The organism is Chryseobacterium sp. LJ668, from assembly GCF_019613955.1.
Lineage (GTDB): Bacteria > Bacteroidota > Bacteroidia > Flavobacteriales > Weeksellaceae > Chryseobacterium.
On the sequence record NZ_CP080443.1, the window covers coordinates 1,203,802 to 1,224,117 of the forward strand.

Consider the following 20,316-nt stretch of genomic DNA (forward strand, 5'->3'; position numbering starts at 1 on the left):
GGATTGATTTAAGCACCCATGCTTAATAATTTATTTTAGTAAATCTTAAAGATCTAAATTGTTTTGTACTTAAAACTCAACGTTCTTAAAGTTTAAAAGATTATAATTTTTAAATACCTACAAACAAAACTTAAATAATGAAAAATATTTTAATTCTACTTTTCATCAGTCAGTTTGCCATCGTATTTGCTCAGGAAAACGTGAAAATGTATTATGAGCAGAAACAGGATACCATTGCTTATTATGTAGACAATCTTGAAATATATCCCGTTTCTATTACTTTTGAAAGCCAGCCTGAACTCGAGAATATGAAGAAGCCTGAACTCTTTAAAACAACACAGGTTTTGCCCGCAAAATCAAAAAGAAATAAGGTTACGTACTTTGTTGTGAATGATAAGAAAAAGAGGTGGGGCATCAAAAAAATGCCGGGATATTTGATATACATCGGTGATATCACTATCAAGAACTACGACAATACTTACTCTTACGACTTACCTTATCCAAAAGGAAAATCATTTCTGATGTACCAAGGTTATAACGGAAAGTTTTCCCATCAGAATGAAAACTCTCTGGATTTTGTCATGCCCGTAGGAACGGAAATTGTAGCTGCCAGAGAAGGTTTGGTTATAGACGTTCTTCAAAGCAATAACAAAAGCTGCCCTACTGTGAGCTGTGCACCTTTCGGGAATTACGTTTCGATTCTGCATTCTGACGGAACAATTGCTCAGTATTTTCATTTGCAACAAAACGGTGCGAAAGTAAACATCGGAGATAATGTAAGCAAAGGTCAACTCATCGCATTGAGCGGAAATACAGGCTGGAGCAACGGACCGCATCTGCATTTTGTGACGTATTTACCAAGTGCCACTGGCGAGAAAAATAGAATTACGGTAAAAACGCTTTTTAGAACAGGAGACGGTAAGAAAACAGAGTTTTTGGAGGAGAAGAAAACGTATTCGAAGGGATATTAATTCTTTTTAAATTGATTCACACTATCAACCACTAATTTATAAAGTTTATCAAATTTTATCTGTAATGAATTAGCTGAAATACAGATTGGTGTGTCATAATATCTGAAATTGAATTTTAGCCCTCTTAGCTTCAACCATTGAGTAGTTTTATTAAGATAATCTATTGGATTATGCACTACGATGAGGATAGATTTGTTATGATTAACAGTTATCATCTTAACTTCTCTAATATCTTTCCACGGTATAAAACCTAATGCAATAGCACTGGAATTATCATAAATTCCTTTTTCGTTAATAATTAGTCCAGGTTTTTTATTAAACAGCCTAAACAACATTGTTATTGCTGCAAGACCGAAAAAAACAACACATACAAAACCCGCAAGAAAACGAGGAAAAGGTTTCATTATCCAAGCATATCTATTTGAATGATTAATCGATTCTGGTTCATATATTATCAAAATTAACCCAAGAATAACAAATAGAACTGCCCCAATAAAAAGCAAAGTCATTTTCATTTTACTTAAAGGAATTACTACCGGAACAATCTTTTTACTCATCATTATTATTTGTTTTTAGATTGTCAAAAATAAATCAAACAATCGGAAGAAAAACACAATCTTCCAAATTTATAATCCATAACAATTATATTTACTAAAAGTAAAGTCACGGATTATAAATGTGAAACCAGTAGTTTTTAATAAACATCAATCCAAAACATATTCATTTTAAACAAAATGCAACTGCATTAAATCTCCCGCAAATTGTTGGAAACAAAATGCAACCGCATGATGTCTCCCGCAAACTGGTGGAAACAAAATGCAACTGCATGAAGTCTCCCGCAGACTTATGGAAAGAAAATGCAACGTACTTAAGTTCCAAACAATGTTGTTTATAATCAAATGCAGTTTTACATTATATAAAAGCAAAATCCCCAAAGAAAAACTCTTCGGGGATTATTTATGCATTTAAACTCAACTATTTGACCTCAACAAAATTATTTTCAGGATTCACATCCGCCATTCTTTGGCTGAAATCTATTCCCAAAAGTGACAGTTGAGATTTTGTGTAAGGAATTGTCAGCGTATATTCTTTCTGTGTCCACGGCCAGTATTTTTCTGTGGTAAAATCACCATAACCATCTTTCTGTTTCCAGATGTGGGTCATATTCATTGGGATTTGATAGGTAATGATCTTTTTATCGGTGGTCATCACAGAAAAATCAATAGGCATCGGAATCTGACTGTTGTTCAACAACGTGATCGTCGTAGATTTGGCATTGTATTTTACGTCTTTTATTCCGTAATCGATGGTTTTGGTGGTGTTGATCCAGTAATGATGAAACCACTTCAGGTCCATCCCAGAAACTTTCTGTGCAATATGAAGGAAATCTCTGTCGGTAGGATGTTTCATGCTCCATTCTCTGAAATACTCGGTCATGATTTTTTCTAAATTCTGCTCACCAACGATGTAACCTAACTGAACCAAATACAACTCACCTTTCACATAACTGGCAAAACTGTACGCCGTACCGTTGTCGTGGTGATCTCCCAACCAAACTGCGGGCTCTTCAATCTTTTTTTGTACGATATTTCTGTATGCATTGATCTTATCGACAAACGGATTAGGCCGCTCATCTTTTGGAGGAAACAGCTGATGCATCACGATGCTTTCGGCATAGCTTGTAAAACCTTCATCCATCCAAGGTCTCAAAGGTTCATTAGTTGCTAACATTTGCTGATACCATGAGTGAGAACCTTCATGAATCATTAAACCCATTAAATCTTCAATGTTTTCAGCTTCGCCCAGAATCATGGTGCACATTCCGTACTCCATACCGCCGTCACCGCCTTGGATAAATGCGTATGATGGATATGCATATTTCCCGAAACGGGAATTCATGATCTGGAAATATTTTGTGATGTAAGACTGTGCTTCACCCCAAACTTTCGTCTTATCATTTTTCTGATACACAAAAAAAACTTTCGGACCTTGTGGAACATCAAAGCTTTCTACCGAATAATCTTTGTCTGCTGCCCAAGCGAAGTCGAGCATATTTTTAGCAGTCCATCTCCAAGTTGCTTTATTTTTATCGGCTTTTATGGTTGCAGATGCATCGTAACCTTTTACTTCTGTGGGATTCAAAAGCGTTCCGCCCGCTCCTACTACATAATCTTTGTTGATTTTAATGGTTACATCAAAATCTGCGAACGGTGCATGAAATTCTCTTCCTACGTAATCAAAAGTTGCCCAACCGTCATAATCGTATTCTGCAATTTTCGGGTACCATTGCGACATTGTCATATCGACACCTTCACGGTTGTTTCTTCCACTTCTTCTGATTTGCTGAGGTATGACAGCGTCCCACTCCATCGTGAACGTAGTTTTAGAATTAGGTTTTATCGATTCATTTAAATACACTTTCATTACCGTTTCCTGTATTTCAAACTTCAGGTTTTTACCGTTTTGTTTAATCCAGTGAATATTTTGTGCTCCTTCCTGATCTTTCGGGATCGATGCCAGTCTTGAAATCCCATCTTTCTGCAATCTCGAATCACCATTTTTTCCCTGTCCGGCAACTCTCTGGTCCATCATTGAATTGGGTTTGAAAGCATTCCAGTACAAATGGAAGTATACAACATCGAGTTCGTCGGGAGAGTTATTAGAATAATTTAAAGTTTGATTTCCTTCGTAGGTAAATTTTTCTGCATTGACATCAATATTCATTTTGTATTGGGCAGCCTGCTGATAATAAGCATTCTGCTGCGCCTGAAACTGTGAAAAGATAAACGCAAAAAGAATTGCAACCGATTTTTTCATTTAAAATTTTATTTTTTTAAAGGTAAGTAATTTTTATTTCCCGCAGATCACATAAGCCTGGCGGATGATTGTACATAAGGATCTGTGAAAATCTACGAGATCTGTGGGAGTTTTTTAAACCACGAGTTTCACAAATAAATTCGCACAAATGGCACAGAATTATAGTGCAATTTGTGAAAACATTTTTGCTATCGTGTTTAAGTTTAAACAAAAATCAATTTTTTAATCAAAGTGATTTGCCCCAAATGATAATAAGCATGCTCGATCATTCCATCAATATTTCTTAAGTAAGTTCCGTATTTTTCATTGACAAAAACTTCATTCATTTTCGAATCCGGAAATTGTTCTAATAATGTTGCAAACTTTTCAGAATCGCTCCATAATTTAGTTAAAAGCCCTTCCCATTGTTGTTGATTTTCAATTGGCGGAAGATCAAAACTATACTGATCTCTAATTTCCAATCCGCCACCTTCAAAAACATTGACGAGTCCCCCAATATAATAATCAATATGAAAGGTGAGCATTGCAATGGTATTTAAATCAGCAATCTTTGTTGTTGCTTTTTCCCAATTGACATTATTAAGCTGATCTTTATAATTGGTATTGGCAATCCACAAACCATCAAGCATTACTTCTCTGAATCTTTTGGCTAATTGTGAAGCTGTACTCATTTCTTTTAGTTTATAATCTTAAAGATACTATTTTTAAGTTTCCTGCAGATAACAAGGATTTCACAGATGATCGCATATAAGAACCTTTAAAAATTTCAAAACACAAAAGACACTAATAAATTTTCACAAATAGCACGAATCATTAGTATTACTCGTGAAAACATCTGCGCTATTTGTGTTTAAACAAAAACCTCAAATGCAAATACACTTGAGGCTACTATTTATATTGAAAACTATATTATTTAATAGAAAGAATTTCTTTCTTTCCGCCTTGTAAAATCTTTTCAAGGATTCTTAAAGTAATCAGATACGTCGGTTTTACACCAGTCAATCCTAATCCACCCGAAGAAAGTGTAGCCCCTGTTTCCAGAGGATTATCTGAAGCATAGTAAGCATAACTGACAAAAAGATCCGGCGCAATGTGATGCCTGATTTTAGATGCTACCTGAATTGCCTTCTGGTAGTGTGCACCTTCCATTTCAAGCCCGATGGCTTTCCACGACGTATTCATAAAATACTGTAGAATATCTCTGTTTTGAAGTGATGTTCCTAAAACGGTAATCATAGGTCCTTCGAAAGCTTTCAATTCATCATCCTGAAAGTCATCCAGCTTTAAAGCGTTTTCGAAAGGATAATTATCCGCCGTTCCTTCAAAAATATGAGCGGTCGGGATCATAATATCTCCTTTTCCACCGGCTAAAATTCCGGCCTTACCCATAATAGAAACGGATTTTACCTTCATCATATAGACTTCTCCCTTCTGTTCAAACGGTCTTAGCAATTCATCCATCACTTCAAAAGCTTGTTCGCCAAATGCATAATCGAAAACCATAATGACATCATCACCGTTGTATTTCAGATGTCCGAAAGGGGTATTTTTAAGATTAGTTTTGCTTAAATCGATGATCTGAACGTCGATATTACTTCCGCTCTTGTCATTGATGTAAATTAGACCTTCCTCCAGAGCGTATTTTGAAACTTTGTCGCGAAGATCTTTTTTATCGGAAATTTCTCCGTACAATTTGTAATCAACGTCTTTTGTGTCTTTTTTCTTTAAAGCATCATTTCCGTACAGCATATTTTTTACAGAATGCATGTTTGCCGAAATAATATGCAGCGGACGCATGTGAAGATCATTTTCAAATAAAACTTCTTTCACTTTGTGAGCCCATTTTTCACCGAAATAGTGGTGCCCTACTCTTTCTTTAAGAATCGCAGAGAAATAGATCTCTCTTTCACGGCTTTGCTTAGCGTCTTCAAGACTCACTTTTCCTAAATGATAAATGATTTTGAATAATCTGTCGGGGTTTTCATCGTCTCCGAAAGTATTATAAGCATTTAAAGTTTCATCAAAAGTTCTTCCTATTAAAGACGAAAGGTGAATCAATGCTACTTCTTTTTCTCTTCTGCTGAATTTTTTCTCCCCTTTTACTACTTCTTCAATGATTTTGAAAGCTCTTGTCGGCTTCCAGTTTTCATCCTGAATGAATGCAAGATTACGGATTTTATCGGCTTCTATAAATAAGAAGGTTAAATGGGTAAGGATATCATAGATTTCTGAACGTCCCAAAAGGACTTCAATATTCATCTGATGCTCGTCGATTCGATAACAGTTTCTTCTTCTCTTTTTGGGAACGATCGGCTCGAAACTGCCTTTATCAAAACCTTCGTCTGATGTAAGATGAATGAAAGCACATTCTTCGATACCTTCCGGAAGTCTGTCTAAAACATACATCAAACCATCAAGTTCCAATTTGCTTGGAACGCTCATGGTGCCGTAAATTTCGGGATTGATCGTTTTTAACAAACTTCTAATGCTTTCTCCGGAAACTCCGCTTGGCTTGAAAAAACCTCTATAAAACAAATGTCTCATAGATATGTATAGTCTTTCAATGGCCTCGGTGGTTTCTCTTGCTCTAGAATTTGTCATATATTAAATTTTTATAAAAAGTCTGCTAAGTTACGTAAAATATTCTAATTTGATTAAATGCCTAATAACCAATTGATTAGTTCTAAAAAAATCAAATTCTAAGTATTTTATCTGTTTGTAAAATTAATATTTGAAGGCAAAACACAGAAAAATTTGAGAATAAGTTTTCTTCATATTAGAAAATGCAGAGAATAAAGTTATCCGATAATAATCTTTAGCCCCCAATACTCTAATTATAATAGTGTAGCCAGCCTCTTATAATAGAATAATCATTTTCAGTAAAAATATTAAAATTAAAAATAACCCCTAAAAATTTAGGGTAAAAATAAATTCAATTCATTTTTTTTGTAAATTTGCCCCATAAAATTCATACCTATATGTCAACTTTAAGATTTAAAGCTTTAGAGACTTTACCATTCAAGGACTTTAGAAAAGATAATTCAGTAGAAATTCCTGCTAAATTATCAGAATTATTTTGTGAAAACGTATTCTCTGAAAACACCATGAGAGAATACCTTACAAAGGAAGCATTCCAATCTATTATGGATGCTATTAAAAAAGGAACTAAAATCCAGAGACTCATTGCAGATCAGGTAGCTGTAGCGATGAAAGACTGGGCAATGAGCAAAGGGGTTACCCACTACACGCACTGGTTTCAGCCATTAACCGGTAGCACTGCAGAAAAACACGATTCATTCTTCACACCCATCGAAGGCGGCAGAGCGATCGAACGATTCAGCGGAAATTTATTGATTCAACAAGAACCTGATGCATCTTCTTTCCCGAATGGCGGAATCAGAAACACGTTTGAAGCAAGAGGTTACACAGCTTGGGATCCTACATCTCCGGCATTTATCATGGGAACTACATTATGTATCCCTTCTATCTTTATTTCTTACACAGGAGAAACTTTAGATTACAAAGCACCTTTATTGAGAGCTTTGCATGCTGTAGACGAAGCTGCAACCAACGTAATGCAGTATTTCGACAAAAATGTAACGAAGGTAACTCCTACTTTAGGTTGGGAGCAAGAATATTTTTTGGTTGATTCTGCACTGTATCAATCTCGTCCCGATCTGGTTTTAACAGGTAAAACTTTATTAGGACACTCTCCTGCAAAAGGACAGCAGTTGGATGACCATTATTTCGGTTCAATTCCTACAAGAGTCATGAATTTCATGAAAGAATTGGAAGTTGAATGTATGAAATTGGGAATTCCTGTAACAACAAGACACAACGAGGTAGCTCCAAATCAATTTGAGCTGGCTCCGATGTTTGAAGAAGTCAACGTTGCTGTTGACCACAATTCATTATTGATGGATGTTATGGCAAGAATCGCTCATAGACACCATTTCCATATTTTATTCCATGAAAAACCATTTGCTGGCGTAAATGGAAGCGGAAAGCACAACAACTGGTCTTTGGCAACTGATACAGGTGAAAACCTTTTAAGCCCGGGAAAAAATCCTAAGAAAAACTTACAGTTCTTAACGTTCTTCGTGAATACCATTAAAGCAGTTCACGAATATGCTGACCTTTTAAGAGCAAGTATCGCTTCTGCAAGCAACGATCACAGATTAGGCGCTAATGAAGCTCCCCCGGCAATTATTTCTGTATTTATCGGAAGCCAGTTGTTCAGAGTTTTGGAAGAGCTTGAAAAAGTAACGGAAGGAAAACTTTCTCCGGATGAAAAAACAGATTTAAAACTAAATGTAGTTGGAAAAATCCCTGAAATTTTGTTGGATAATACTGACAGAAACAGAACTTCTCCATTTGCGTTTACAGGAAATAAATTCGAGATCAGAGCGGTAGGCTCTTCTGCAAACTGTGCAGAATCTATGACTGTAATGAACACGATTGCTGCAAAACAATTAAGTGATTTCAAAAAAGAAGTGGATGCTTTAATTGAAACTGGTCTTAAAAAAGACGAAGCCATCTTCAATGTATTAAGAGAATACATTAAGCAGTGTAAAAACATTATGTTTGAAGGTGACGGATATTCTGATGACTGGGCTGTAGAAGCTGAAAAAAGAGGCTTGAACAACTGGAAAACAACTCCTGAAGCGTTGAAGCAGGAAATGAACCAGAAGTTTCTTGATTTATATGAAGAAATAGGGATTTTCAACCACAGAGAGGTTGAGGCTAGAAACGAAATCAAATTAGAAAAATATTCAACTGTTATCGATATTGAAGCAAGAGTATTGAGTGATATTGCAAGAAACCATATCATTCCTTCCGCTTTAAACTATCAAAATAGACTGATTGAGAACGTAAGAGGTCTTAAAGAAATTTTTGAAGACAAAGAATTCAAAACTTTAGCGAAAGAGCAAATGAGTTTGATTACTCAGATTTCAGGAAACATTTCTAAAATTAAATTGGGTGTTGAAGATCTTATGAAAGCAAGAGAAGCTGCGAAAGCAACTCATGAAAGCCAAAAACAAGCAGAATTGTACTGCACAAACGTAATTCCACTATTTGATCCAATCCGAGAAGCTTCTGATGATCTCGAAATGATGGTGGATGATGAGCTTTGGCCAATGACAAAATATAGAGAAATGTTATTTACAAGATAACATCTGTAAAGTTCCATATTAATGAAGGTTCCCTGAAAAACAGGGAACCTTTTTTTATGCAATTTTAACAAAAAAATTTTAAGAGTTGATTTTGAAGAATTCCGATTAATAAAGGAAAGGGAATATAGTATGTTAAAAAATCTTAATAAAAAAAACCGGCCATTCACTAAAACAGACGCATAGCGGCCACTTTTTCTTTAACATACATCTATTGGATGTTAAAATATGTTAAAACAAGAACATGACAATAATCATATCGAGGCTGTCTTGGATGGAATCTCTACTTTTGTAGGGCTTTAGAGAAATAAATATTTCTTTTTCAACCGGAAATTAAAAAATATGAAGAAAAGAGTTTTGTTTTATTTAGTTGCTTTTGTTTCAACAATATCACTACAATCATGCGTTACTAATTACGTAGTTTCAAAACCGGCAACTTACACTAGAGAATACAAAACAGATGCCAAACTTGCTTCAATCGATACTAAGATGGAGAATGATAAAAAGTTGCTAATCAACTCATTCATCTCTGAAAAAGCAGTGGCAGTCGCAAACGCTAAAAATTCTTTAAAAAATACCGAAATCGCAAAAGCGATCAAACATAATAAGACGATTGATAATATCTTAACAGAAGCTTCAACCTATCTTGGAACACCTTACAGATATGGAGGAATGACAAGAAACGGAATCGACTGTTCAGCATTTGTATTATCTGTGTTTGGTGCAGCAGCAGGGCTTACTTTACCCAGAGTTGCAGCTTCTCAGTCTCAAGAGGGCGAGGCTATAGACAAGCAAAATCTTCAGAAAGGTGATTTGATCTTCTTCTCTCACGGCAAAAGAATTTCTCATGTAGGAATTGTAGAAAGTGTAACTGAAGAAGGAGAAGTAAAATTCATTCATGCAGCAACATCAAAAGGAGTAATGATCTCATCTCTTAATGATTCTTATTGGGGACCAAAATTCAGGTTTGCAAAAAGAGTAATCAATGAAAACGGAGAACGTTACAACAATTTAGCATCGACTAGTTTTTAGTTTTAAGTAATTGATTTATATACATGAAGCCATCAAAATTTGATGGCTTTTATTTTTTTTAACTTAAATAATATTAGCTGTTTTTATCTATTTCTATATCAAAACGACGTAAGAGCCCATAAACTTCTGAAAGTGAGAATTTAGTTTTCTTAAGCCTGCTAGATTGTGGATCAATGGTATAATTAAAAGAAGTCCTGAAATCTGCTTTCTCAAGATTGGTTCGTTCAAATGTAGCTCCAATAAAATCACAGTTTGAAAATACTGAATTTGACAGATCACATTCGGCAAAATCAACTTCAATGAGTCTACAATTTTTAAATGACGTTCGTTTTATTGAAGTTTTATAGAAAACAGAATTATTCAAAGCGCAGCTGTCAAACCTGAAAGACACTCCAAACTCATTGCAGTCATCAAAATGCATTCCGAACATCTTACAGTCTTTAAAAAACACATCCCGAAAAGCTGTTCCGATTAGTTTGGTCATGCTTAAATTACAGTCTGTGAATTCGCAGTTGGTCAATTTAAAACGAGAAAGATCTGAATATTCAAAATTACAGCTTTGAAATGTACAGTTTTCATATTCACCTATCTGTAACGGTGATTCAGTAAAATTTAACTGATTATAATTTTGATCTGAAATGTAAGCTTCGGTCATAAAAGAGGAATTTTTAGAATCTTTATGTCGCAGATTCATCAAATCACGCAGATTTTACTTAAGATTAATATAAACCACTCAGTTTTACACTAAACTGTTTTTATCTGTGTAATTGAGCTTAAAGAAAATAAAAGTCATCACAGAAAAGGCAAGCAGTGAACTTCCACCATAACTAAAGTAGGGTAAAGGAATTCCAACAGTCGGAAACAACCCCATAACCATGCCTAAATTGATTGAAAAGTGCATCAGTAGGATCGAAGCAAAGGAATAACCGAAAACCCTGTTAAAAGATGATTTCTGTTGTTCGGCGAGATAATAAATACGCCCGATAAACACCATGTAGCAAAAAACCAGGATAGCACTTCCGGCAAATCCCCATTCTTCACCAACGGTACAGAAAATATAGTCGGTTTCCTGTTCGGGAACAAATTTCCCCTGCGTCACAGAGCCTTCACGGTAACCTTTTCCCCACATTCCTCCGGAACCGATGGCCGTTTTAGAATACAACAAGTTATAACCTGAAGTATCTCTAAAAGCTTTTTCGCCTTTATATAAAACCTCGATTCTTTCTCTCTGGTGCTTTGGCATTTTCCCTAAAACATAAGGCGTGGCAAAGGCTAATCCACATAAAAGAATAATTGATCCTGCAATGCTCGAGATGGAAATAATATTCCAGCTCATTTTATAAAAATTCAAAAATATAAGTATTCCCGAAATAATAAGAATTGCGACCACCACGTACATAGGATCAATCGCCAGTGAAAGCAGAAATACACTCGCAAAAAGAAAGCCTATCCCAAACAACCAGCCACTTAAACCTTCTCGATACAATGCAATAAAAAATGCCGTAAAAACAAGAAGTGATCCTACATCGGGAATTGCTAAAACTACCACTGCAGGAATCCCCACAATAGCTAGAGTTGTTAAAAGTGATTTCCTGTTTTTTAAATTAAATTCCTGACCGGAAACGTAATTGGCAAGCATCAAAGCCACACCAATTTTTGCAAATTCTACAGGCTGCATGGTAAAGCTACCGAATTTGTACCAGTTTTTCTGTCCTAAAATTTCTTTCCCGAAAGGAAAAAGCCCGATCAGCAATAAGACTCCGCCGATATAGATAATCCCGGACATATTTTCAAAAAACTTGCTTCGGCTGAAAAATATAATCAACCCAACAAATAAAGAAATCCCGAAAAAGATCAGTTGTTTTTTACCCAAACCTTCATCTACACTGTAAATATTGGCAACAGCAAAAATACAAAGCAATAAATATAGCCCAAGACCCAATTTATCTATTCCTTCTGTCCACTTCATGGTTTCGCGGTTTTTTGGGGTTCACTTTTCTTGGTCTTATTGAGTTTTTCTTTTGCTTTTCTGACAAGATTTAAACTATCCTGTATTTTTTTTAATGCAATTGAATCTGGTTTAGGTTCTTTATACAAACCTTTTCTTTTCAGATCGGCAATCCACTGTCTTTTGTATTCGGGCATAAAGCTCGATGTTACCATTTTTTTATAAAGATGTTCTCTCTTAAGATCGCCTGTAATATATTTTTCAGCAATGACTGTCGATGCAGGACCGGCCCATGTTGCTCCGAAACCCGCATGTTCCATGACGGCAACAACTACAATTTTTGGTTTTTCAGCAGGGGCAATCAGTACAAATATAGAATTATCTTTCCCCTGCGGCACCTGTGCAGTTCCTGTTTTTGCCAGCTGCGTAAAATCACTGGATTTCAAACCTCTTGCGGTACCCTGTAAAACCACCGCTTCCATGCCTTTCAGAACAGGTCCAAAATGTTTTGGATCAACTAAAGTCTGATGTTTAACCTTAAATCTAGGATCAGGATTTGGTTTTCCGTCAATAGCCTTTACAATATGAGGCGTATAATACCAGCCGCGGTTGGCGATTGCCGCAACATAATTTGCTAACTGAATCGGAGTTACTAAAACATCACCCTGCCCCATCCCGTTGTAGATGGCTCCGGTTGACATTTCGTCCCAGTTTTTATAATTGTCTTTTTTTGAGCCGTTCGCTTTAATGATTGCCTTAAATCTTTTTTCATAAAAGTCTCCCGAAGGAATTCTTCCTTTTGCGCCTACTGCAAAATCATTGTTTAAAAATTCTCCTACGCCAAAGCTGCTCATGATTTTTTTCCATTCGTCAACACCTTTTGACGGGTTCCCCGGATATTTTTTAATAATCGCAATAAATGCATAGGTGAAAAAGCAGTTACTGGAAACTTGAATTGCTGGTATCAGAGGATCTGCTCCACCGTGACCTTTTATTCTTTTACCTTTATAAAAGAAACCGCCACCACAAGGAAAAATAGTCTTATCGGTCATCACCCCCATCTGCATTGCTGCCAATGCTGTCAACAGTTTAAACGTAGAACCGGGAGGATAACCCGCCTGTAAAGCACGGTCAAAAGTAGGTTTATTTTCGTAAATAGTATCTTTTGATAAAGCGTAAAGATTTTTTGATTTATTGGGGCCGGTAAATAAATAAGGATCGATATCCGGTCCGGTGGCAGCCACGAGAACTTCACCGTTATTGGGATCGATTGCAACGATTGCGCCATGTTTATTAACCAACATTTCTTCTGCCATTCTTTGCAGATCATAATCAATCGTTAGTGTAATATCTTTACCCGTGATCACATCCTTATCTAACGTTCCGTTTTTATAAGGGCCTACATTTCTAAGTTTGATATCTTTCTGAATGTATTTGATTCCTTTTACACCACGAAGTTCTTTTTCGTATGATTTTTCTATTCCTGCCTTTCCGATGAGGTCGCCCGGCAAATAATAAACAGAATCTTTTTTAATTTCTCTATCATTTACCTCACTCGTATAGCCCAAAAGGTTTCCTGAAGTAGATACTTCATACTGTCTTTGCGGCCGCTGGACGATACTGAATGCGGGATATTTAAATATAATCTCCTGAACTCTTGCAATTTCCTCTCTGCTGAGGTCTTTGATAAAGGTCATCGGAGTGAGTTTAGAATAATATTTTTCGTTTTTTATGATTTTGATTCTTTTAATGAAATCTTTTTTATCAATTCTCATTAAATTACAGAATGAAACCGTATCAAAATCGGGCTTCATTAAAGCCTGAGTAAAAGAAATCTCGTAAGCCGGCTGATTTCCCACCATGATCTTACCGTTTCTGTCAAAAATAACTCCACGCTGAGGAATTACATATTCTGTTTTGATAGAAGTATTGGCCGCGTTTAATGCGTATCTGTCTGTAAACAACTGCAGATAAGAAAGTCTTGCCACAAAAATGATAGCAATTACAATAAGAACAGATAAGATTTTTATATGGCGTGTGTTCAAACTTTCTGTTTGATTTTAAAGATTAATGCGTAAATAATGATAAATATAAAAGAAATTACACTCGTAACCAACACATTAAGTAATATTTCAAAAACTCTGCTCAATTTAAAAAACTCCAGATACTGCACAAAAAGCTGATGTAAAAATATGCTTGAGAAAAGGAACAAGAAAAACTGAGTCCATTGTAACGACTGAAATGAGAAAAAATCTGTAGAAGTATCTGTAGAAGATCTGAAAATTAAAGTTCTGAAGTAAGCGATCAATGTTGTTGCACAAGCATTGTAACCGCCAGAATGCATTAAAGTATCAATCGACAAACCTATTAAAAAACTTAAAGCTAAAAACTGAAATTTGTTTCTGAAGAAAGGATAAAACATGACAAAAACCGGATATAGAACAGGGGTATATTTTCCGAACAGTGTAATCCGGTTCAAAACAAATATTTGTAATGCAACCAGAAAAATCATGATCAAAAGATCTGTAAATAACGTTCTGCTAATCATTTTCTTTTTTTATTACGGCCTGCATCGTATCACTTATTTTCTGAACTTCGGCTTTTTTCAAGTTTTTCACAACAAAAACTTTATTTAAAGCCCCCATCTTTTCACTTAATTCAACAGAGATGTCCCAAAAACCGGTTTGGTTATCTACGGTATACCCGGCAATCGTACCAATCATCACTCCTTTCGGAAAGATTGCAGATTTTCCGTCTGTTACGATTGTGTCGCCAATTTTCAGGGAAACATATTTAGGCACGTCAGACAGGTGCATCACCCTTGAATTATCGCCTCTCCAGGTTAAAGTCCCGAAATACCCCGATTTTTTTAGTGCAGCATTAATTCTGATTTTATTGACACTCAATACAGATTGTACTAGAGCATAACTTTCGGTAGAATTGATAACAATACCGGCAATTCCCTTTGGCGCCATAACTCCCATTTGAGGAAGCACGCCGTCACGTTTTCCGCGGTTAATGGTAAAGTAGTTGTTTCGACGGTTGATGCTGTTAAAAACAATTTCTCCGTCAACAAATGTATAGATTTGTCCGCCACCTAAAGTATCATGCACTTTTCTGAACATCGGATTTTTAGCTCCTTGCTTTCCGTATAGCTCGAGCATTAAAGATTTGTTTTGAGCAACAAGATCTTCGTTGGTCTGTTTTAGTTTTAAATAAGAAACTCCTTCATCGATATACCCGGAAACCCAAGAATTAAACGCAGCCGTCTGACCCGCAAGCCAGGATTGCTGCATGGCGTTTTTAGAGAATATCAGAATAAGAGCAATAATTTGCAGGAAAATAAAGAAGACAAGAAGAGCATTCTTTGAAAATAATCTCAGCAAAAATCCCATTCAGATAAAGAGTCGTAAAAAAGTTAAAATTATTTGATCAAGAAATTGAATTTATCCATATTCTTAAGCGCTATACCTGTACCACGTACAACAGCTCTCAAAGGATCTTCAGCTACAAAAACCGGAAGACCTGTTTTCTTGTGAAGTCTGTCTGCCAAACCTCTCAACAAAGCACCACCGCCTGCAAGATAAATACCCGTTTTGTAAATATCGGCTGACAATTCCGGAGGCGTGAGAGAAAGCGTTTCCATTACAGCATCTTCAATTCTGATGATTGACTTATCTAAAGCGCGGGCAATTTCTTTGTAACCGACCATGATTTCTTTTGGCTTACCAGTAATCAAGTCTCTACCTTGTACCGGGATATCATCAATATCAACATCAAGGTCTTCAACGGCAGAACCTACCTCAATTTTTACTCTTTCAGCAGTTCTTTCTCCGATATACAGATTGTGATGGGTTCTCAGGAAATATGCAATATCATTTGTAAATACGTCACCTGCAATTTTCACAGATTTGTCACAAACAATACCTCCCAAAGCAACTACAGCAATTTCTGTCGTACCACCACCTATGTCGATGATCATATTTCCTTCAGGTTTCTGAACGTCAATACCTACTCCTATTGCAGCAGCCATTGGCTCATAAATCAGCCTTACATCTTTAGCGTTTACTTTCTGAGCAGAATCTCTTACCGCTCTTTTTTCAACTTCTGTAATCCCGGAAGGTATACAGATTACGATTCTTAAAGCAGGCTGAATAAATCTCCCTTTGATACCCGGAATTTTTTTGATAAACTCTTTGATCATGTGCTCAGAAGCATGGAAATCTGCAATCACACCATCTTTCAAAGGGCGTATTGTTTTGATATCCTCGTGAGTTTTACCCTGCATATGTTTTGCCTGTTCACCCACCGCAATCGGCTTACCCGTAGAACGCTCAATTGCGACAATTGAGGGCTGATCTATAACAATTTTGTTGTTATGGATGATAAGCGTGTTGGCAGTTCCAAGGTCTATCGCAATATCTTGCGTAAACATATCGAATATACTCATAATTTTGTCATGATTTAAGTTTACAAAGATATAAATTTAAGACTACTAATGAGTAGAATAGTAAATATAATTTGGTTAAAATTTTATTAAAATTTGAGATTTCATTTAACCTTTTTACTTAGCTCTTTTTCAGGAATTATTCGCATGGATTTATAGCTTTTCACGATAATTATCATATACATTTTAAGAGGATGCTTAATTAAAAAAATCGTAAATTTGCTACTGCTTATGATACAGTATTCTAATATACATCAGACCTCAAATTTTGCTGTTCTTTCAGTGAGTTATGAGAAGGCGGATGTAGAAACAAGAGGAAAATTTGCATTCTTCGATGAAAATATTAAAAACTTTGTCTCCAGAATTCACGAAGAGAATTTAGGCGATGTTTTTGTGGTTTCTACATGCAACAGGACAGAGATTTATACCACCACACCCAATTATCTTTTTGTTGCTGAAGAGTATTGCAAAACGATCGGTGTGAATCTTTCAGATTTTCTGCCGTTTGCCAATATTTTAACAAAAGAAGAAGCTTTGATGCATTTGTTCAGGGTAGCAGCAGGTTTGGAAAGCCAGATCATTGGTGATTTTGAAATCATCGGCCAAATCAAGAAAGCTTATGCCAGATTTAAGAAAGAAAGGCAGAACTCGAATCCTTTTTTAGAGCGGTCGATTAATTCTGCAATTCAGATTTCAAAAAGAATAAAAAACGAAACAGGAATTTCCAACGGTGCAGCTTCAGTTTCTTATGCGGCAGTGCATTATATTTTAAACAATCAAAAAAAGCTGACCGAAAAGAACATTTTGCTCCTTGGAGTAGGCGAAATCGGGCAAAACACAGTAGAAAATCTGGTAAAACACGTTTATCAGCCCAAAATAAAGATCGCCAACCGAACTCAGGAAACCGCTGAGAAAATTTCAGAAAAATACAGTATTCCGCATATCGATTATGCTGACTTTAATAAAGAAATCGAAAATACCGATATTCTGATCGTAGCCACCGGCGCAAGAACACCGATTATTGATAAATCAAATTTTAAAAATGGTAGAGACACATTAGTGATCGATCTATCAATCCCACATAATGTAGATAAGAATGTTTCTGAAATTGAAAATGTGACGTTAATTGATGTTGATGAGCTTTCAAAGCAGATTCAGGAGACCATCCAGCAGAGAGAAAAAGAAATCCCAAAGGCCGAACAGATCATCAAAGAAATGACCAAGGACTTCCTGGAGTGGGAAAAAAAGAGAAAATTGGCACCAAATATTCATCATTTCAAGGCGATTCTAAAGAATATGGAACGCAACGAAATGCACAATTTCTACAGGAAAAATAAGTACATCAATATCAACGACATGGAGCTTTCTGACAAAATGATTCAGAAAATTACCAACCGTTTTGCAAAATATATCATCGATAATCCTCTCAAAGCCGAAGAAATTAGTAAATTAATGCACGAAATATTAGTTGAACAACCAAACAACGAATTCAATGAAAAGCATTAGAATAGGAACCAGAAATTCAGCACTTGCTCTTTGGCAGGCTAGAGAAGTTGCCAGACATCTACAAAACAAAAATTACCTCACTGAGATCACGCCAATCCTTTCTTCGGGCGATAAAAACCTGACTCAACCGCTTTATGCTTTAGGAATAACAGGTGTTTTCACGAGAGATTTAGATACGGCTTTATTGAATGACGAAATTGATATTGCCGTACATTCTTTAAAAGATATTCCTACGAAACTTCCTCAAAATATCGAATTAATCGCTTATTTGGAAAGAGATTTTCCGCAAGATGTCTTAATTCGCAGAAAATCTGCAAAAGATAAGGAACATCATGAGCTTAAATTAGCAACAAGCAGTCTGAGAAGAAGGGCATTTTGGTTAAAGCATTATCCGGAAACTCAGTTTTTTGACATCCGCGGAAATATTCAGACGAGATTACAAAAACTTGAAGAGCAGGATTTTGACGCGACCATTTTATCTTTAGCCGGAATCAAAAGAATGAAAATGGATATCGACTATGAAATGCTGCCTGTAATGCTGCCTGCCGCTTCACAAGGTGTGATTGCTGTTGTCGGACATTCTGAAAAGCCGGAAATCAATGAGATTTTAAAATCGATCAATCATAAGCAAACCCAAATCTGTGTAGAAATGGAAAGGAATTTCCTGAGCACGCTTGAAGGAGGCTGTACTGCTCCGATTGGTGCTTTTGCAGAAAAAATTGAAAATCAAATGCGTTTCAAAGGCGCGCTTTGCTCGCTTGACGGGAAAAATTACATTGCTATCGACGAAAGTTTTGAATATAATGATGAAGAGAACTTCGGGGAGAAATTTGCCAATATTGTTCTGGAAAATGGCGGAAGGGAATTAATGGCAGAGATTAAAACTCAGATTTAAAATATTTTACCATTAAGATTATAAGTTTAAGATAAGTTAAGTGATTTCTAAAGAATTTGATTTAGCAGTCTACTAAATTGAGATTTATCTGAATGTCAACATGTTTAAATTAAATTTTTAAACCTTAAAAACTGTTTTCCAAGTCAAAATTTCAAGCCGATGAGAAAATACTTTTCCATAATCTTATTCCTGTTTTTTGTCTTTGCCACAAAAGCTCAAACTCAATTTGCCCAAAAACTTTCTGACGCAGCTTTGAGTTTAACAAAAGACAGAGTAACTTATGATCCTGCCTATTTTACTATCAAATATCCAAACGGTGATGTTCCCGCAGACAAAGGTGTTTGCACCGATGTTATCATCAGAGCGTACAGAAAATTAGGGATTGATTTACAAAAAGAAGTGCATGAAGATATGAAGAAAAATTTTTCTAAATATCCGAAAAACTGGGGATTGAGAAAACCCGATACCAACATCGACCACAGAAGAGTTCCTAACCTGAGAGTTTTCTTTGCAAAATTCGGGCAGTCAAAATCTATTGAGACCAATGCTTCACTGTATACTCCGGGAGATATTGTCACATGGCTTTTACCCGGAAATTTAACGCACATCGGAATTGTTGTCAATAAAAAATCTGCTGACGGAAAGAGATATTTAATCGTTCACAACATCGGCGGTGGACAGGTGATTGAAGATTGTCTGTTTAGATTTTCCATAACAGGACATTATCAATATTCAAAATAATTGATCATGCAAAAGATAATTTTCGTCATTTTTTTATTCATTCTCAATTTTTCGATTGCACAGCAAAGAGAGTTTAAAGTAGTCAGTAAACCTATCAATTATTCTGAGGAAAGAATTCGTCTCAGTTTAGAATATCTGAAAGACCATCACGGCTTACTCCAAAAATCACCAACGATTGTTCCTAAAATGATTATTTTGCATTACACAGCAGGCGGAACGGTAGAAAGTAATTTTAAGTATTTCAACAATATCCATCTGGAAAGCGCCAGAAATACTTTAAAAAAACAAAGCACACTGAACGTTTCTTCTCAATACATCGTTGACCGGGACGGAACGATTTATCAGCTGATGGAGCCTAATATGTTTGCGAGACACACGATCGGTCTTAATTACTGCGCCATCGGAATCGAAAATATCGGAAGCAAAAAACAGCCTCTGACGGAAAAGCAAGTTGCAGCAAATGTACAGCTGGTAAGATATTTAACTAAAAAATATAAGATAGAATACCTCATCGGTCATTCGGAATATGGTGTTTTCAGAAATTCTAAGCTCTGGAAAGAATCTGACCCGAAATATTTTACCGGAAAAGAAGATCCCGGGAAAGATTTTATGATCAAAATAAGACTTCAGATCGCTGATTTGAATTTAAAAGAAAAGCCAGCTAACTAATTGTTTCATCAAAACAATTAAAGACTTTGATATCTTTGCTGAGTGAAATCGCAGATTCGACGAAGTCAAACGCCTTTGCGAACTTAAAAACAGTTAGTAATAAAAAATCTTTGCACTCT

The 20,316-nt window shown here is 35.9% G+C and carries 17 protein-coding genes; 7 read left to right on the forward strand and 10 right to left on the reverse strand.

Annotation, left to right across the window (positions count from 1 at the left end):
• Positions 1-137 precede the first annotated feature (137 nt).
• Positions 138-971, forward strand: coding sequence for a M23 family metallopeptidase (locus tag K0U91_RS05640; protein ID WP_220178714.1), 834 nt, complete (start codon positions 138-140; stop codon positions 969-971).
• Here the strand turns inward: K0U91_RS05640 and K0U91_RS05645 are convergent.
• The 4 genes from K0U91_RS05645 to K0U91_RS05660 form a co-directional block, all read right to left on the reverse strand.
• Positions 968-1,531, reverse strand: coding sequence for an STM3941 family protein (locus K0U91_RS05645; protein WP_220178715.1), 564 nt, complete (start codon positions 1,529-1,531; stop codon positions 968-970). The genes K0U91_RS05640 and K0U91_RS05645 overlap by 4 nt on opposite strands.
• Before the next feature lie 415 nt (positions 1,532-1,946).
• The gene (locus K0U91_RS05650; protein WP_220178716.1) at positions 1,947-3,788 is read right to left on the reverse strand and encodes a M1 family metallopeptidase; all 1,842 of its coding nucleotides are present in this window, start codon (positions 3,786-3,788) and stop codon (positions 1,947-1,949) included.
• Between the two features lie 203 nt (positions 3,789-3,991).
• Positions 3,992-4,459, reverse strand: coding sequence for a DUF1572 domain-containing protein (locus tag K0U91_RS05655; RefSeq protein WP_220178717.1), 468 nt, complete (start codon positions 4,457-4,459; stop codon positions 3,992-3,994).
• Positions 4,460-4,697: 238 nt separating this feature from the next.
• The gene (locus tag K0U91_RS05660) at positions 4,698-6,389 is read right to left on the reverse strand and encodes a DUF6909 family protein (protein ID WP_220178718.1); all 1,692 of its coding nucleotides are present in this window, start codon (positions 6,387-6,389) and stop codon (positions 4,698-4,700) included.
• Positions 6,390-6,766: 377 nt separating this feature from the next.
• Here K0U91_RS05660 and K0U91_RS05665 point away from each other — a divergent pair, with 377 nt between their 5' ends.
• Complete coding sequence (locus tag K0U91_RS05665; protein WP_219970011.1) at positions 6,767-8,962, forward strand: glutamine synthetase III family protein; 2,196 nt, start codon at positions 6,767-6,769, stop codon at positions 8,960-8,962.
• A 339-nt stretch (positions 8,963-9,301) separates the two neighbouring features.
• On the forward strand, positions 9,302-9,991 hold the full coding sequence (locus K0U91_RS05670) for a C40 family peptidase (RefSeq protein WP_219970010.1): 690 nt from the start codon (positions 9,302-9,304) through the stop codon (positions 9,989-9,991).
• 73 nt (positions 9,992-10,064) lie between these two features.
• Here K0U91_RS05670 and K0U91_RS05675 read toward each other — a convergent pair whose 3' ends face one another.
• The 6 genes from K0U91_RS05675 to K0U91_RS05700 form a co-directional block, all read right to left on the reverse strand.
• The gene (locus K0U91_RS05675; protein ID WP_220178719.1) at positions 10,065-10,646 is read right to left on the reverse strand and encodes a pentapeptide repeat-containing protein; all 582 of its coding nucleotides are present in this window, start codon (positions 10,644-10,646) and stop codon (positions 10,065-10,067) included.
• An 84-nt stretch (positions 10,647-10,730) separates the two neighbouring features.
• Complete coding sequence (gene rodA / locus K0U91_RS05680; RefSeq protein ID WP_219970008.1) at positions 10,731-11,960, reverse strand: rod shape-determining protein RodA; 1,230 nt, start codon at positions 11,958-11,960, stop codon at positions 10,731-10,733.
• Positions 11,957-13,984 carry a peptidoglycan D,D-transpeptidase FtsI family protein gene (locus tag K0U91_RS05685; RefSeq protein ID WP_220178720.1) on the reverse strand — a complete coding sequence of 676 codons (2,028 nt, stop codon included), beginning with the start codon at positions 13,982-13,984 and terminating at the stop codon, positions 11,957-11,959. The genes rodA and K0U91_RS05685 overlap by 4 nt, the downstream gene beginning before the upstream one ends.
• Positions 13,981-14,487 (reverse strand): rod shape-determining protein MreD, encoded by a 507-nt coding sequence (locus K0U91_RS05690; RefSeq protein WP_220178721.1) that lies wholly within the window; start codon positions 14,485-14,487, stop codon positions 13,981-13,983. The genes K0U91_RS05685 and K0U91_RS05690 overlap by 4 nt, the downstream gene beginning before the upstream one ends.
• Positions 14,480-15,334 (reverse strand): rod shape-determining protein MreC, encoded by an 855-nt coding sequence (mreC, locus tag K0U91_RS05695; protein ID WP_219970005.1) that lies wholly within the window; start codon positions 15,332-15,334, stop codon positions 14,480-14,482. The genes K0U91_RS05690 and mreC overlap by 8 nt, the downstream gene beginning before the upstream one ends.
• 29 nt (positions 15,335-15,363) lie before the next feature.
• The gene (locus tag K0U91_RS05700; protein ID WP_219970004.1) at positions 15,364-16,389 is read right to left on the reverse strand and encodes a rod shape-determining protein; all 1,026 of its coding nucleotides are present in this window, start codon (positions 16,387-16,389) and stop codon (positions 15,364-15,366) included.
• 228 nt (positions 16,390-16,617) lie between these two features.
• Here K0U91_RS05700 and hemA point away from each other — a divergent pair, with 228 nt between their 5' ends.
• The 4 genes from hemA to K0U91_RS05720 all read left to right on the forward strand — a co-directional run bounded on the left by hemA (position 16,618) and on the right by K0U91_RS05720 (position 20,197).
• A complete protein-coding gene (gene hemA, locus K0U91_RS05705) occupies positions 16,618-17,892 on the forward strand; it encodes a glutamyl-tRNA reductase (RefSeq protein ID WP_220178722.1) in 1,275 nt (424 codons plus the stop codon).
• Positions 17,879-18,787 carry a hydroxymethylbilane synthase gene (gene hemC / locus K0U91_RS05710; protein ID WP_220178723.1) on the forward strand — a complete coding sequence of 303 codons (909 nt, stop codon included), beginning with the start codon at positions 17,879-17,881 and terminating at the stop codon, positions 18,785-18,787. The genes hemA and hemC overlap by 14 nt, the downstream gene beginning before the upstream one ends.
• A 159-nt stretch (positions 18,788-18,946) precedes the next feature.
• The gene (locus K0U91_RS05715; RefSeq protein ID WP_220178724.1) at positions 18,947-19,528 is read left to right on the forward strand and encodes a DUF1287 domain-containing protein; all 582 of its coding nucleotides are present in this window, start codon (positions 18,947-18,949) and stop codon (positions 19,526-19,528) included.
• Between the two features lie 6 nt (positions 19,529-19,534).
• On the forward strand, positions 19,535-20,197 hold the full coding sequence (locus K0U91_RS05720; RefSeq protein WP_220178725.1) for a peptidoglycan recognition protein family protein: 663 nt from the start codon (positions 19,535-19,537) through the stop codon (positions 20,195-20,197).
• The last annotated feature ends 119 nt before the right edge of the window (positions 20,198-20,316 follow it).